The sequence below is a fragment of the Brevundimonas sp. T2-11 genome (assembly GCF_055397675.1).
The window spans coordinates 1,097,784-1,112,509 of the sequence record NZ_AP027920.1; the positions used below are offsets into that span (position 1 = coordinate 1,097,784).

Annotated in this window: 13 protein-coding genes and 1 tRNA gene; 12 read left to right on the plus strand and 2 right to left on the minus strand. The window is 67.9% G+C overall.

Annotated features, from left to right (window positions below; genetic code table 11):
• Window positions 1-4 precede the first annotated feature (4 nt).
• The 5 genes from ACZ5XO_RS05480 (at window position 5) to ACZ5XO_RS05500 (ending at window position 3,056) form a co-directional block, all read left to right on the plus strand.
• A complete protein-coding gene (locus ACZ5XO_RS05480) occupies window positions 5-433 on the plus strand; it encodes an ExbD/TolR family protein (protein WP_207826279.1) in 429 nt (142 codons plus the stop codon).
• Between the two features lie 18 nt (window positions 434-451).
• Window positions 452-1,162: an energy transducer TonB gene (locus ACZ5XO_RS05485; protein ID WP_464164292.1), complete on the plus strand. Its 711-nt coding sequence runs from the start codon at window positions 452-454 to the stop codon at window positions 1,160-1,162.
• A gap of 186 nt (window positions 1,163-1,348) precedes the next feature.
• Entirely contained in the window at window positions 1,349-2,053 is a 705-nt protein-coding gene (locus ACZ5XO_RS05490; protein WP_464164293.1) for a M48 family metallopeptidase, read from the plus strand.
• 94 nt (window positions 2,054-2,147) lie between these two features.
• A tRNA-His gene (locus ACZ5XO_RS05495) sits at window positions 2,148-2,224 on the plus strand.
• Between the two features lie 46 nt (window positions 2,225-2,270).
• A complete protein-coding gene (locus ACZ5XO_RS05500) occupies window positions 2,271-3,056 on the plus strand; it encodes a methyltransferase domain-containing protein (protein WP_464164294.1) in 786 nt (261 codons plus the stop codon).
• Here the strand turns inward: ACZ5XO_RS05500 and ACZ5XO_RS05505 are convergent.
• Complete coding sequence (locus ACZ5XO_RS05505; RefSeq protein ID WP_464164295.1) at window positions 2,989-4,788, minus strand: patatin-like phospholipase family protein; 1,800 nt, start codon at window positions 4,786-4,788, stop codon at window positions 2,989-2,991. The two genes, ACZ5XO_RS05500 and ACZ5XO_RS05505, sit on opposite strands and share 68 nt — an antisense overlap.
• An 80-nt stretch (window positions 4,789-4,868) precedes the next feature.
• Between ACZ5XO_RS05505 and ACZ5XO_RS05510 the strand changes: the two genes are divergently transcribed.
• The 7 genes from ACZ5XO_RS05510 (at window position 4,869) to metG (ending at window position 13,775) form a co-directional block, all read left to right on the plus strand.
• The gene (locus ACZ5XO_RS05510; protein ID WP_464164296.1) at window positions 4,869-6,461 is read left to right on the plus strand and encodes a carboxyl transferase domain-containing protein; all 1,593 of its coding nucleotides are present in this window, start codon (window positions 4,869-4,871) and stop codon (window positions 6,459-6,461) included.
• 26 nt (window positions 6,462-6,487) lie between these two features.
• Window positions 6,488-6,985 carry a hypothetical protein gene (locus ACZ5XO_RS05515; RefSeq protein WP_464164297.1) on the plus strand — a complete coding sequence of 166 codons (498 nt, stop codon included), beginning with the start codon at window positions 6,488-6,490 and terminating at the stop codon, window positions 6,983-6,985.
• A gap of 78 nt (window positions 6,986-7,063) precedes the next feature.
• Window positions 7,064-7,966 carry an enoyl-CoA hydratase-related protein gene (locus ACZ5XO_RS05520; RefSeq protein ID WP_464164298.1) on the plus strand — a complete coding sequence of 301 codons (903 nt, stop codon included), beginning with the start codon at window positions 7,064-7,066 and terminating at the stop codon, window positions 7,964-7,966.
• A 196-nt stretch (window positions 7,967-8,162) separates the two neighbouring features.
• Entirely contained in the window at window positions 8,163-10,175 is a 2,013-nt protein-coding gene (locus ACZ5XO_RS05525; RefSeq protein WP_464164865.1) for an acetyl/propionyl/methylcrotonyl-CoA carboxylase subunit alpha, read from the plus strand.
• Between the two features lie 9 nt (window positions 10,176-10,184).
• Window positions 10,185-10,580 carry a DUF1489 family protein gene (locus ACZ5XO_RS05530; protein WP_464164299.1) on the plus strand — a complete coding sequence of 132 codons (396 nt, stop codon included), beginning with the start codon at window positions 10,185-10,187 and terminating at the stop codon, window positions 10,578-10,580.
• A gap of 65 nt (window positions 10,581-10,645) precedes the next feature.
• Window positions 10,646-11,992: an MATE family efflux transporter gene (locus tag ACZ5XO_RS05535; protein WP_464164300.1), complete on the plus strand. Its 1,347-nt coding sequence runs from the start codon at window positions 10,646-10,648 to the stop codon at window positions 11,990-11,992.
• 73 nt (window positions 11,993-12,065) lie between these two features.
• Window positions 12,066-13,775, plus strand: coding sequence for a methionine--tRNA ligase (gene metG, locus ACZ5XO_RS05540; RefSeq protein ID WP_464164301.1), 1,710 nt, complete (start codon window positions 12,066-12,068; stop codon window positions 13,773-13,775).
• Window positions 13,776-13,834: 59 nt separating this feature from the next.
• On the opposite strand, the gene ACZ5XO_RS05545 is transcribed toward metG, so the two are convergent.
• Window positions 13,835-14,683 carry a TerC family protein gene (locus tag ACZ5XO_RS05545; RefSeq protein WP_464164302.1) on the minus strand — a complete coding sequence of 283 codons (849 nt, stop codon included), beginning with the start codon at window positions 14,681-14,683 and terminating at the stop codon, window positions 13,835-13,837.
• Between the last annotated feature and the right edge of the window lie 43 nt (window positions 14,684-14,726).

The following is a 14,726-nucleotide window of genomic DNA, read 5'->3' on the forward strand; positions in this document are numbered from 1 at the left end:
ACGGATGGCCGCCAAACTTTCCGGTTCCGGCGGCGGCAAGTACACCGTCGAGGCTAACGCCGAGATCAATGTCACGCCCTTCGTTGACATCATGCTCGTGCTCCTCATCATCTTCATGGTGGCGGCTCCGCTCGCCACCGTGTCGGTGCCGGTGAAACTGCCTCGCGCCGTTGCGCCTCCCGGCAAGAATCCGCCGACGCCTGTCTTCATCTCCATCCAGAACGATGGCGATGTCTGGATTGGCGACATGCAGTCCTCGCCCGGTTCGCTGGGTGACGACCTGCGCGTCCAGATCGGGCGCCGGAACCCTGCCGACGAGCGTATTTTCATTCGTGCAGACCAGCAGACTCGGTATGGCGACTTCATGCAGGTCATGAACGCCCTCCAGGACAACGGTTTCTATAGCGTCGCCCTCGTTGGCGAAGAGCAATAAGGGGGGCGGGCGAATAGCATGACAGCTGAACCTCACGTCCACCGCGATCCGATCCTGGATCCGCCGAAGAAGAAGAAGAAGCTTTCCACCGGCGCCATCGTGGGCATCTCCATCTCGGTGATCGTCCACGCCCTGGCGGGCCTGTACTTGTACAACAACAAGTTCAAGCTGAAGGAAATGACCTACGAGGACGAGGCCGTCGACGTCGAGCTGATGGAGGTTCCCCCTCCGCCGCCGCCGCCGCCGCCGCCGCCGCCTCCGCCGGACACTCCTCCGCCGCCGAAGCTTCAGGTGCGTGAACCGCAGATCAACACCCAGGCGCCTCCGCCTCCGGTGACTCTGCCGATCGAACCGACGAAGAAGGAAGACCGCGTCGAATATACGGGCCCGCCCGTGATCGTCCCCGGACCTCCGCCTCCGCCGGCGCCGCCCCCGCCGCCGAAGCCTTCGGTCATCACCAACCCGAGCTGGTCGCGCCAGGTCTCGCCCGAGTTCCCGGAACGCGCCCAATCGCGCGGCATCGAGTCGGGTTCGGCCAAGGTGAACTGCGCGGTCGCTCCGAACGGCAGCCTTTCGGACTGCCGTCTGGTGGACGAAGATCCCGCCGGCGCCGGTTTCGGCCAAGCGGTTCTTCGGGCGGCTCGTTCGGGTCGTCTGTCGCCCCGGACTGTCGACGGCGCCGCCGTCGGCGCCCGCGTCGAGTTCACGACTCGGTTCCGACTGGACTAAGGATCTCTTCCGAGATCAGGTTGAACGCCCTGGGGGAAACCCCGGGGCGTTTTTCTTTGCGCGGCGTCGAACCGTGTTTGCGCATGGAGCTTGAGGGGAGGCTGTGCATTATGGACCCTGAGCATTTCCGGAGGTCCCGTGTCGCCCAAGTCCATTCTCGCTGCCCTGACGCTTGGTGTCGGTCTCGTGAGCCTCGGCGCCTGCGCCTATAATGAAACCCTGGGCCGCAATCAGTTCCTGATCGTGGACGACAGCGCCCTGATCCAGCAATCGCGCGCGGCATGGGCCGAGACCCTTCGCACGCAGAAGGTGTCGAACAATGCGGCCCAGAACGCGCGTGTGCGCCGCGTCGGCGACCGCATCGTCCAGGCGGCGCGGCTGAGCGATCGTCACTGGGACTATGCGGTGTTCGAGGATGCGACGCCCAACGCCTTCGTCCTGCCGTCTGGCCATATCGGCGTCACGACGGGCCTGCTGAACATGGCGCGCAACGACGATCAACTGGCCACAGTCATCGGCCACGAGGTCGGTCACGTCGTGGCGCGTCACGCCGCCGAGCGATCCTCGACCAACGCCGCCACGGGTCTGGTGCTGGGCGCGGTGCAGAGCCAGGCCGGCGACTATGGTCAGGCGGTTCAGGCCTTTGGCGGCCTGGGCGCGCAACTGGGCGTCCTCTTGCCCTTCTCGCGCAGCCATGAGCTGGAGGCTGATCGTCTCGGCGTCGATTATCTGGCCGCCGCCGGCTACAAGCCCTCCGAGGCCGTCGCCCTGTGGCGGACCATGGCCCAGCAGCGTCAGTCCTCGACCCCGCAGTTCGCCTCGACCCACCCGTCGGATCAGACGCGGATCACGGCTCTGGAGCAGTACATCGCCAGCCGAGGGTGGAACTGACGGGGATAAAAGCGATTTCCCTGCGCCGAGGGTGAAAAGGGTGCTTGCTCCGCCGGGCGAGGCCCGCTAGAGAACCGCCCTCGCGCAGAGATGTGCAGCCTTAGCTCAGTTGGTTAGAGCGCCGGTTTGTGGAGCCGGAGGTCCTCAGTTCAAACCTGAGAGGCTGTACCATTCCCCGATAGAATCGCTTCGGCGACGGTTCGGGAGGTATCGATCAATGTCCGCACCTGCGTGGGACCCCAAGCAATACAATCGCTTTGAAGCCCAGCGCGACCGCGCCGCGCTCGACTTGCTGGTGCGCCTGCCCGAGGATTTCGCGCCGACCGAGATCTGGGACCTGGGTTGCGGCACGGGCCAGCACGCAGCCCTGCTGCAGCGGCGACATCCGTCCGCCCATGTCCACGGGATGGACTCCAGCGCGGCCATGCTGGAGCAGGCCCGCGCCCTGTCGGCTGAGGTCGATTGGTCCGTCGGCGATATCGCGACCTGGGCGCCGGGCCGGCCCGCCGATCTCATTCTGGCTAACGCCTCGCTGCAATGGCTGCCGGATCACGCCGAGCTTTTCGCGCATCTGGCGGGGGCGCTGGCGCCCGGCGGCTTGCTAACGGTGCAGATGCCCATGGCCTGGGAGACGCGTCACCACACGATCATGCGTGAGACGGCGGCTGTTGGCCCATGGGCGGCGGCCCTGGCCGGGGTGGACACCATCGCGCCCCTGTTGCCCGCCGAGGCCTATTACGAGGCCCTGGCGCCCCTGTGCGGCGACATCGACATCTGGGCGACGACCTATCTGCACGTTCTGGCTGGCGAGGATGCGGTGCTGGAATGGATGAAGGGCACGGCGCTGCGGCCCTATCTGACCGCCCTGGATGGCGATCCGCCGGCGCGCGACGCCTTCCTGACCGCGCTGGGGGGGCGGCTGTCGGCGGCCTTCCCTAGACGGGCGGACGGGGCGACTCTTCTACCATTTCCTCGTCTGTTTCTGGTGGCGCAAAGGCGCTGACACGGCGTCGATGCAGGTGCTCGACCGGACATTTCAGCGTCGTCAGCGCGGCCTGGGCGGCGGCGTAGCCTGAGGACACGGCGGGGTCGTAGGCCTTCCAGTCGCGGATATCGACGCCCTCGGGCTTGGGCAGGATCAGCAGGTCGGTGTCGGCCCGCGCCTGCATCAACTCGGCCTCGGTCGACAGGGTGGCCGAGCGCATCAGAACCGAGACGATGGGCGGTCCCTTCTTCCAGGCGCCCGACAGGATCCAGCGCCACCAGGACGGCGGGTCCTCCAGGGCCTTGGGATCGACGCCTCGCGTCTGGGACACGTCCACGCCGACCACCGGGCCGCTGTTCAGGCGGCGCATGACCTCGCTGGGGAAGTTCCGCAGCACGGCGCCGTCCACCAGGACCTGACCGTTCATCACCACGGGCGGCATGACGCCGGGCAGGGAGATGGAGGCGCGCAGGGCGTGGCGCAGCATGCCCTCGCGATGCACCTCGACCTTGCCCGAGGTCAGGTTGGTCGAGACGGCGAAGAAGGGCAGGGGCATGTCCTCGATGTTCACGTCGCCATAGGCGTCCTGCATCAGGCGCGCGACCTTGCGGGCGTGGGTCATGGCGATGATGGGGAAGGCGATGTCCGACAGGGGGTCGGACAGGACAAAGGCCTTGCGGATGCGCTCGTCCAGTTCCTCGTCGGACCAGCCCAGACCCGGACCGGCGGCTATGACGGCGCCCATGGACGATCCACCGACGAAGTCGATCGGCATGCCGGCCTCGCGCAGGGCCCTCAGCGCGCCGATGTGGGCGTAGGCGCGCGCGCCGCCGCCGGACAGGACCACCCCGACCGCCGAGCCGGTGACGATGCGGGCGATGCGCGCCGTGTCGTCGAACAGGCCCTCGACCGCATGGAACCAGCGACCGGGCTTGAAGGCCTCCAGCCAGTCGCGGGTTCGTGTCGGCCGCCCCATGTGCGCCGGACGCAGCAGGATCAGGTCGGTCAGCGGGTGGGCCTCGTCCTCGATCTCGGAGGGCAGGACAGGGGCCTGTGGCCTGCGGTCCGCATCGCCCACCATGAAGACCCGGTCCACCTGACGGGCGCACAGGGCGGCCCAGCCGGGCTGGTCGGATTCGGCGACATAGAGGACGTAGTCGTGGGCGTCCTCGACGCCGGAAAACCATTCGGCGGCGGACGACAGAGCGGTGTGGTCGATGATGCGGCAGGTGAAGCCCTGGGCCTCGACGGCGCGGGCGACGCGCTCGACGAAGCTTCTGATCGGTTGGCTGCGCGCCGAGATGAAACCGAAGACGGTCGGGTCGGAGCCGGTCGAGTTGCGGTCGCGGGCGCGGGTCAGCATGACCTGGCCCAGCTCCGCCATCAGGGCGGGCTCGCCGCGGGCGGCTTCGAAAAAGGCGTCGCGGGGCAGGGCGATGACGTCGCTGTCGCGCAGGGCCACGACATTGGCCATGTGGGTCGTGCCGGCCAGCATGGCCATCTCGCCGACCGGATCGCCGGGCTTGATGACGCCGATGAACTGAGGCCCGCGTCCGTTGTCGTCGCGGAAGACGCCCAGCCGTCCCGCGCGCAGCAGGTAGAGGGTGTCGGCGGGATCTCCCGCCGAGAACAGCCGCTCGCCCCGCGTCAGGGCGAACCAGCTGGCGCGGGTGTTCTTCGTGCCCTCGAAGACGCGCGCCAGGGCGGCTTCCAGCGAGTCGGGCGGCGTGTCGGGACGTTCAGCAGCCATGAGGCAGGTTTAGGCCGGAATCTGTTCGACAGGAAAGCGGACGCTTCCCACCGACGCGGAAGCCACCTAAACCTTGGGGCATGCCCAAGCTGATTTCCGCCGTCGATCGCAACAGTCCTGCTTTCAAAACGCTGGATGCGCACAATCGCGCCCTGCGGGATGAGCTTTACGAGAAGGTGGCCAAGGCCGCGCGCGGGGGCTCCGACGCCAGCCGCGACCGCCATGTGGCGCGGGGCAAGCTGTTGCCGCGCGACCGGGTCGAGCGCCTGCTGGACCCCGGCTCGCCCTTCCTTGAAGTCGGCCAACTGGCCGCCAACGGCATGTATCGGGACGAAGCCCCGGGCGCGGGCATGATCTGCGGCGTCGGCCGGGTCTCGGGTCGCGAGGTCATGATCGTGGCCAACGACCCGACGGTGAAGGGCGGCGCCTACTTCCCCATGACGGTGAAGAAGCACCTGCGCGCGCAGGAGATCGCCGAGCAGAACAACCTGCCCTGCGTCTATCTGGTCGATTCGGGCGGGGCCAATCTGCCGCACCAGGCCGAGGTCTTCCCCGACCGCGATCATTTCGGCCGCATCTTCTTCAACCAGGCGCGGATGAGCGCCCGCTCGATCCCGCAGATCGCCTGCGTCATGGGCTCTTGCACGGCAGGCGGCGCCTATGTGCCCGCCATGTCCGACGAGACGGTGATCGTGCGCAATCAGGGCACCATCTTCCTGGCCGGCCCGCCCCTGGTGAAGGCCGCGACCGGCGAGGTCATCTCGGCCGAGGAGCTGGGCGGCGCCGAAACCCACGGCCGCAAGTCCGGCGTGGTCGACCATGTGGCCGAGAACGACGAGCACGCGCTGGAGATCGTCCGCTCCATCGTCGCCAATCTGAACACCATCAAGCCCCAGCCGCTGGACGTACGCGAGCCGCGCGCCCCTGCCTATGACCCGCAAGAGCTCTACGGCCTCATCCCCGAGGACGTCCGCGCCCCCTATGACGTGCGCGAGGTCATCGCCCGCATCGTCGACGGCTCGGAGCTGGATGAGTTCAAGGCCCTGTACGGCACGTCTCTGGTCTGCGGCTTCGCCCGCATCTGGGGCCAGCCGGTGGCCATCCTGGCCAACAACGGCGTCCTGTTCTCGGAGAGCGCCCAGAAGGGCGCGCACTTCATCGAACTGGCCTGCAAGCGCAAGATTCCGCTGCTCTTCCTGCAGAACATCTCGGGCTTCATGGTCGGCGGCAAGTACGAAGCCGAGGGCATCGCCAAGCACGGCGCCAAGCTGGTGACGGCCGTCGCCAGCGCCGAGGTGCCCAAATTCACCGTCCTGATCGGCGGCAGCTTCGGCGCCGGCAACTACGGCATGTGCGGCCGGGCCTATTCCCCGCGCTTCCTCTTCACCTGGCCTAACAGCCGCATCAGCGTGATGGGCGGCGAGCAGGCGGCCAGCGTCCTGGCCACCGTCCACCGCGACGCGGACACATGGACGCCTGACGAAGCCGAGGCCTTCAAGGCGCCGATCCGTCAGAAGTATGAGGACGAGGGCAACCCCTATTACGCCACGGCCCGCCTGTGGGACGATGGCGTGATCGACCCGGCCCAGACCCGCGACGTTCTGGGCCTGGCCATCAGCGCCAGCCTCAACGCCCCGATCCCGGAGACGACGTTCGGCGTGTTCCGGATGTAACCCGCCCCTGTGCAGGAGATTTCGATATGAAGACGACGTTCGTTCTGACCGCTCTGACCGGGGCCCTGTCGTTGGCTCTGAGCGCCTGCGGTTCTCAGGCTGAAACCGCCTCGTCGGAGAAAGAAGCGCCCGCTGCGGCGCCTCAGCAAGCTGCATCGTCCGAACCGGTGTCTGCGGCAGAGGAAGAAGTCGCTCGCGCGGGACAACCGTCGCAAGCGGTCTTCCCCGTCGGTTATCGCGGCGAATGGGACTACAGCGACGACGGTTGCGCCAAGGACGAAAGCGGCACCCGCTTCGTCATCTCCGCCAACGAGATCAAGGGTTACGAGGACACCTCGAAACTGGTGGCGCTGGAAACCCTCGAAGATGAGGGCGACGCCATTCGCGTGGTGCTGGAGAACCAGTCTTCGGAAGGCGATCACACCCTTGTCCAGATCCTGCGTCTGTCGCCCGTGGCCGGCATTTCGCTGCGTGTCGAGCAGGACGGCAAGACCGTTCGCGCCAACCGCTGCGACCCGGTTTGATCTGACTGGACCTTTTGACCCTCGTTCCCTGTGGGACGAGGACGCGTTTTAGACGTTCCATCGGCGAAGGAGCCGACCATGACCGACCAGAAGCCGACCGAAGAAGACCTGAACGCCCTGGACGTCACCGACGCCGAGGCCGCCGAGATGAACGCCATCGCCCACCCCTTCGTCGCCGATCCGGCGCCGGATGCGGACAATGAGCTGGTCAAGATCGACGCCCTGCCGTCGGGCGTGGTCTTCGTGACCATCAACCGCCCGGAGAAGAAGAACGCCTTCGACGCCGCGACCATCGCCGCCCTTTATGAGGCCTTCGAGACCCTGCAGGGCGCCGACCGGGTGCGCGTGGTCTTCATCCGCGGCGCGGGCGGCACCTTCAGCGCCGGGGCCGATCTGAACTGGATGCGCGACGCCGCCGGCTGGTCCGAGGCCGACAACCGCGACGACGCCATGGGTCTGGCGAAAATGCTCAAGGCCCTGCACGACGTGCCGGCCCTGACGGTGGCCCTGGTCGAGGGCGCGGCCATGGGCGGCGGGGCGGGCATCGTCGCCGCCTGCGACATGGCCGTGGCGGTCGAGGGCGCGCGCTTCGCCTTCTCCGAGGTCAAGCTGGGCCTGATCCCCGCGACCATCGCCCCCTATGTCATCGAGGCCGTCGGCGCGCGTCGCGCCCGCCAGCTGTTCCTGACGGCCAACATCTTCGACGCCGACTACGCCGCCCATGCGGGCCTGATCGACCTGGTCCTGCCGGAAGGCTCGGTGGACGAGTTCATCTCCATGCTGACCGACAGCCTGACCACCTGCGCGCCCGGCGCCATGGGCGAGGCCAAGCGTCTGGTGAACGACGTGGCGGGCGAGGCCATCGACCATCGCCTGCTGGAAGAGACCGCCAAGCGCATCGCCCGCGCCCGCGTCTCCGAAGAAGGCCAGGAAGGCGTCCGCGCCTTCCTCGACAAGCGCGCCCCCAGCTGGGCGCAATAAGACTACTTTCCTCCCCACGCGTGGGGAGGGGGACCACGAAGTGGTGGAGGGGGCGACGCAAACGTCAGCCGTGGAGTCGCCCCCTCCGTCACGTCGCCTTCGGCGCCGCGCCACCTCCCCATTCGCTTTGCGAACAGGGAGGAGCAAGATGGGGCAGACCGCCGGTTATCTCGCAGAGGCAGAGTTCAAGACCGCCATGTTCAAGTCCGTCCTGGTCGCCAATCGCGGCGAGATCGCCTGCCGCGTCTTCCGCACCGCCCGCCGCATGGGCCTGCGCACCATCGCCGTCTATTCCGAAGCCGACGCCCAGGCCCTGCACGTTCGCGAGGCGGACGAGGCGGTGCTGATCGGCCCGGCGGCGGCGCGCGAATCCTATCTGGATGCGGCCAGGGTGCTGGCGGCGGCCAAGGCGACGGGGGCGGAGGCCATCCACCCCGGCTACGGTTTCCTGTCCGAGAACGCCGACTTCGCCGAGGCCGTGGCGGCGGCAGGCATTGTCTGGATCGGCCCCAAGCCGTCCTCGATCCGCGCCATGGGCCTGAAGGACGCGGCCAAGAAGCTGATGATCGAGGCGGGCGTGCCCGTCACCCCCGGCTATCAGGGCGAGGACCAGTCGGTCGAAACCCTGACCGCCGAGGCGAACCGCATCGGTTTCCCGGTCTTGATCAAGGCGGTCGCCGGCGGCGGCGGCAAGGGGATGCGCAAGGTCGACCGCGCCGAAGACTTCGCTGAAAATCTGGCGTCGGCCCAGCGCGAGGGCCAGTCGTCTTTCGGCGATCCGCGCGTCCTGATCGAGAGCTACATCACCCGCCCGCGCCACATCGAGGTGCAGGTCTTCGGCGACAGCCACGGCAATGTCGTCCAACTGCATGAGCGCGACTGCTCGCTGCAACGCCGCCACCAGAAGGTGATCGAAGAGGCCCCGGCGCCCGGCATGGACGCCGCCACGCGCGAGGCCGTCACCGCCGCCGCCGTCCGCGCCGCCAAGGCCGTGAACTATCAGGGCGCGGGCACCATCGAGTTCATCGCCGACGCTTCCGACGGGCTGAAGGCCGACCGCATCTGGTTCATGGAAATGAACACCCGGCTGCAGGTCGAGCATCCTGTGACCGAAAGCATCACCGGCGTCGATCTGGTCGAATGGCAGCTGCGTGTCGCGGCGGGCGAGCCCATTCCGCTGGCGCAGGCCGACATCCCGATGAAGGGCTGGGCCATGGAGGCCCGCCTCTACGCCGAGGACCCCGCCCACGGCTTCCTGCCGTCGATTGGTAAGCTCGACCACTTCGTCATGCCCGATGACATTCGCGTTGATACGGGCGTGGAGCAAGGCGGCGAGGTCAGCCAGTTCTACGACCCGATGATCGCCAAGCTGATCGTCCACGCCGACAGCCGCGAAGCCGCCGCCGCCCGTCTGGCCGACGCCTGCCGCGAGGTCGAGGTCTGGCCCGTCCGCACCAACGCCGGCTTTCTTGCCCGCTGCCTGGACCACCCGCGCTTCGTCGAAGGCGACGTGGACACGGGCTTCATCGCGGCGGAGGAGGGGGCGCTGATCGCGGCCTTTGCTTCGGAAGCGGTCTTGGCAGGAGCCGCTGCTCTGCTCGACGGTCTTGCGCGGGATGACGACCGCGCGTTCTGGGGAAGTGGGTCTTTCGATCCGTGGACGCCGACCCCGGATGGCTTATTCGGGTTCCGCGCCAATAGCTCGTCGGGAGCTAAGGTGCGGGCCTATTCGGCGGAAGGTGCATCGGACTTCGTATTTTCGGCTAGGCCGGATTGGACCTGGAACGTGACCGCGGGGGCTGCCTCGTCGGTCATTGACGTGCAATGGAGCCGTCGTGGCAGGGGGACCACCGTGATGTTCGACGGTCGGACTGCCGCCTCGATCATATCGGCTGAAGATGACGCTGTCGTTTTCCGCGCCGGGGACGTTTCGCGGGTGTCGCTGCGCCGACCAGCAACGGTCGCAGCAGGCGCCGCCTCCGACGGCGGCCTTCGCGCGCCCATGCCGGGCAAGATCGTCGCCGCACCGGCCAAGGCTGGCGATACGGTGACCAAGGGCCAGCCCATTGTGGTGCTGGAGGCCATGAAGATGGAGCACGCTCTGACCGCGCCCTTCGACGGCGTCGTGGCCGAGTTCAACGTCGCCGTCGGCGATCAGGTCGTGGACGGCGCGGTTCTGGCCGTGGTCAAGGCGGGCGAGGCTTCCTAAGTCCCGCCCATGCCCCTTCACATGATCAAACTCTGCGTCGGCGTGTCCGAGGTCGAGACGCTGGAAGCGAACGCCGCGCGTTCCGACTGGCGCATCGTCCACACGCGCATGACGCCCAAGCGCGCGGCCGAGATCGAGGACGGCGGCTCGCTCTACTGGGTGATGAAGGGCTCGGTGACCTGCCGCCAGCGCATCCTCGACATCACCACCATCGGCGAGGGCAAGGCCAGTCGCTGCGAGATCAGGCTGGACAGCCAGGTCATCCGCACCGCGCCCCTGGCCCGGCGACCGTTTCAGGGCTGGCGCTACTTCGACAAGGACGTGCCGCCGGACCTGAGCGTGGCCGAGGCGACGGACCTGCCCGATGATCTGGCGCGCGAGCTGCGCGAACTCGGCGCCTGGTGACCCTTTTGTGGCATTGGGGGTGAGGTGTTGACCTTTGGTCGCGCCCGTGGCCTGTCCCGGCTCCCATGCCCAACGCCCTGTTCAGCTTCAAGACCCGCGAAACCCTGTCCGAGCTGCTGAAGCTGGCCTGGCCGGTCGTGCTGGCGCGTCTGGGCATCATGACCATGGGCCTGACCGACGCCATCGTCGTCGGCCACTACGCCAGCCGCGAGCTGGCCTATCACTCGCTGGCCTGGGCGCCGTCGTCGGTCGTGCTGACCACGGCGGTCGGCCTGATGATGGGGGTGCAGGTCATGACCGCCCGTCTGCTGGGCGAGGGCCGCAAGGACGAGGTCGGCGCGGTCCTGCGTCGCGGCATGGTCTATGCGCTGCAGATCGGCGTCGTCTCCATGATCGCCCTGATGGCGCTGGGGCCGTTCGGCCTGCGTCACATGGGTCTGGAAGACGGGCTGGGCGAGGGCGCTTCGCCGGTGCTGATGATCTTCGCCCTGTCGATGCCCTTCTATCTGGTCTCGGTGGCGGCCCAGTTCTTCCTCGAGGGCCTGCATCGGCCCAAGGCCGGCATGGTCGCCATGTGGGTGGCCAATGCGGTCAACCTGGGCCTGAACCTGCTGCTGGTCCCCGACCTTCTGGGTCTCGGCCTGCACGGCGCACAGGCCTCGGCCTGGGCCACCTTCGGCGCCCGCATGGCGCTGGCGATCTTCCTGGTCATCTTCATCCTGCGCCTGCCCGAGGCGCGGGCCTGGGGCCTCTTCAACAAGCCCAAGCGCGACAAGGTCGTCGAACGCGAGCAGATGAAGGTGGGCTTCGGCGCGGGTTCGTCCAACTTCATCGAGGTCGGGGCCTTCGCCGCCATGACCCTGTTCGCGGGTCAGCTGGGTGCGGCCGAGACCGCCAGCTGGGCGGTCGTCATCAACGTCTCGGCCATCGTCTTCATGGTGCCCATGGGCCTGTCGTCGGCGACGGCGGTTCTGGTGGGCCGCAGCTATGGCGCGGGCGACAAGGCCGGGGTCATGCGCGGCGGTCTGGCGGGCATCGGCGTGGTGACGGTCCTGGCCTTCATCATCGCCGTCGGCCTGTGGCTGACCGCGCCCCTGGTGGTCAGCGCCTACACGAGCGACCCGGCCATCCTGGCCATCGCGGCCCCGGCCCTGGTGCTGGCGACCCTCTTCTTCGTCGCCGACGCCCAGCAGGTGGTCGCCGCCCAGGCCAACCGCGCGGCGGGCGATGTGGTCTGGCCGACGCTGATGCACCTGCTGTCCTATGGAGTCATCATGATCCCCCTGGGCTGGTGGCTGGCGCACCGGATCGGCGTGGACGGTCTGGTCTGGTCGGTCATCGTGGCCAGCCTGATCTCGGGCGCCTTGCTGACCGGGCGCTTCGTGCGGATCGCCAGGCGGTTGCCGGCCTGAGGCGTGACGGCGGGGTGACGCGGGCGTAACGGGCCTCTATATCCGTCTGCTTCCTCCCGCAGACTGGACGACCATGGCCCGCATCCTCATCACCTCGGCGCTGCCCTACATCAACGGCATCAAGCACCTTGGGAATCTGGCCGGGTCCATGTTGCCCGCCGACGTCTGGGCGCGGTTCATGCGCGGGCGCGGCCACGACGTCCTCTATGTCTGCGCCACCGACGAGCACGGCACCCCGGCCGAGCTGGCCGCCGCCGCCGCCGGGCAGGACGTCCGCACCTATTGCGACGAGCAGCATCAGGTCCAGAAGAAGGCCGGTGAGGCCTTCAACCTGTCGTTCGACGTCTTCGGCCGCAGCTCCAACGCCCCGAACACCCGCCTGACCCAGCATTTCGCCAAGGTGCTGGAAGAGCGCGGCCTGATCGAGGAGCGCGTGGACCGGATGATCTATTCGATCGACGACGCCCGCTTCCTGCCCGACCGCTATGTCGAGGGCACCTGCCCGCACTGCGCCTACGAAAAGGCGCGCGGCGACCAGTGCGACAACTGCGGCCGCCTGCTGGACCCTACCGATCTGATCAATCCCTATTCGGCCGTCTCGGGCAGCCGCAATCTGGAGGTCCGCGACACGCGCCACCTCTATCTGCTGCAGACCAGGGTGGCCGACGACGTCCGCGCCTGGGTCGACGCCCGTTCGGAAGGCTGGCAGCCGCTGGCCCGCTCCATCGCCTACAAGCATCTGGACGAGGGTCTGATCGACCGCGGCATCACCCGTGACCTGAAGTGGGGCGTGCCGGTCGTCGGTCCCGACGGCGGTCCGCGTCCGGGCATGGAGGGCAAGGTCTTCTACGTCTGGTTCGACGCCCCCATCGAATACATCGGCGCGACCGAGGAGTGGGCCGACGCCAACGGCGGCGACTGGCGCTCGTGGTGGCGTCTGGACGAGGGCGCCGATGACGTCCGCTACGTCCAGTTCATGGGCAAGGACAATGTGGCCTTCCACACCGTCAGCTTCCCCGCCACCATCCTGGGCTCGGGCGAGCCGTGGAAGACAGTGGACCAGCTCAAGGCCTTCAACTGGCTGAACTGGTATGGCGGCAAGTTCTCGACCAGCATGGGCCGGGGCGTCTTCATGGATCAGGCGCTGGAGCTGCTGCCTGCCGACTACTGGCGCTGGCACCTGACGGCCTATGGCCCGGAGCATTCCGACGCCGCCTTCACCTGGGAGCAGTTCCAGGCGACGACGAACAAGGACCTGGCCGACGTCCTGGGCAACTTCGTCAACCGCATCGTCAAGTTCACGGAATCCAAGTTCGACGGCGTCGTGCCCGAGGGCGGCGAGGCCGGTCCGCTGGAGGCCAAGCTGGCCGCCGACCTCAAGGCCGGTCTGGAGGTCCTGACCGCCGAGTTCGAGGCCATGGAGTTCCGCAAGGCGGCCCAGGCCGCGCGCGCCCTCTGGGTTCTGGGCAACGAATACCTGCAGGAAGCCGCCCCCTGGACGGCGCTGAAGACCGACCGTGATCGCGCCGCCGTGGTGGTGCGCACCGGCCTGTCGCTAGTGGCCCTGTTCGCCCGCGTCACGGCGCCCTTCATGCCCGAGGCGGCGGCCCGCATCGCCGCCACGGTCGGCGCGACCGACCTGTCGTGGCCGGACGCTGACGTTGATCTGCTGAATCTCGTTCCCGTCGGTCAGACCGTCGCCGCCGCCGCTGTCCTGTTCACCAAGATCGAGGACGCCCAGGTGGCCGAATGGACCGAACGCTTCGGCGGCGCCGAGGGCTGAGCCTTCCGAGCACTGGATAAAAGAAAGGCCCGGATCGCTCCGGGCCTTTTTGCTGTGGGTCAGGGGGCGGGCGTCGCTTCCGCCGTGGGCGGCGGGTTCCGCTGTTCCCGCGCGCCGGGCAGGGCGGCGGGGGTAGCCTCCTTGCTGCCGGCGCTGGCGTGTTTCATGTGCTTGGCCTGTTCGTCTGCGCCGATGGCGAGGAAGGCGGGAGCCGAGGCGTTGAACTGGTCGGCGTGGCCGGTGCGCACGATGACCGAGCGCCCGCCGTCCCAGATCATGTGCAGGGCGACATAGAGGACGATGGCCAGGCCGATGTAGGCGATCCAGCGATAGCGGTTCAGCAGCTTGGCGATGAAGCTGGCGGCCAGACCCATCAGGGCGATCGACAGGATCAGGCCGAAGACCATGATCCAGGGGTGGTCATGGCTGGCGCCGGCGACGGCCAGGACGTTGTCTAGGCTCATGGTCAGGTCGGCGATCATGATCTGGATCAGGGCGGCGCCGAAGGTCTTGCGCTTCAGGCCCAGCTCCTCGGGGCTGGGACCGCCGCCGTGTTCGATGGCCATGGCCCGTTCGATCTCGGCCTCGGCCTCGGCCTGGTCGTGGGTGGCCTGTTCGCGCAACTCGCGCCACATCTTCCAGCAGACCCACAACAGCAGGAAACCGCCCGCCAGCAGCAGGCCGACGATGGCCAGCAGCTGAACGGTGATCAGGGCCAGGCCGATACGCATGACGACGGCGGCGGCCAAACCGATCAGGATGGCCTTGCGGCGCTGTTCCTGGGGCAGGGCGGCGGCGGCCAGGCCCACGGCCACGGCGTTGTCGCCGGCCAGGACGAGGTCGATCATCAGGACCTTGCCGAGGGCGGAGGCCTGACTGAGCAGATGGGGGTCTGAGAGGAATTCCATCCGGGTTTCTTAAGCCCCGGGCCGGGCTGCGCCAAGACGCCGC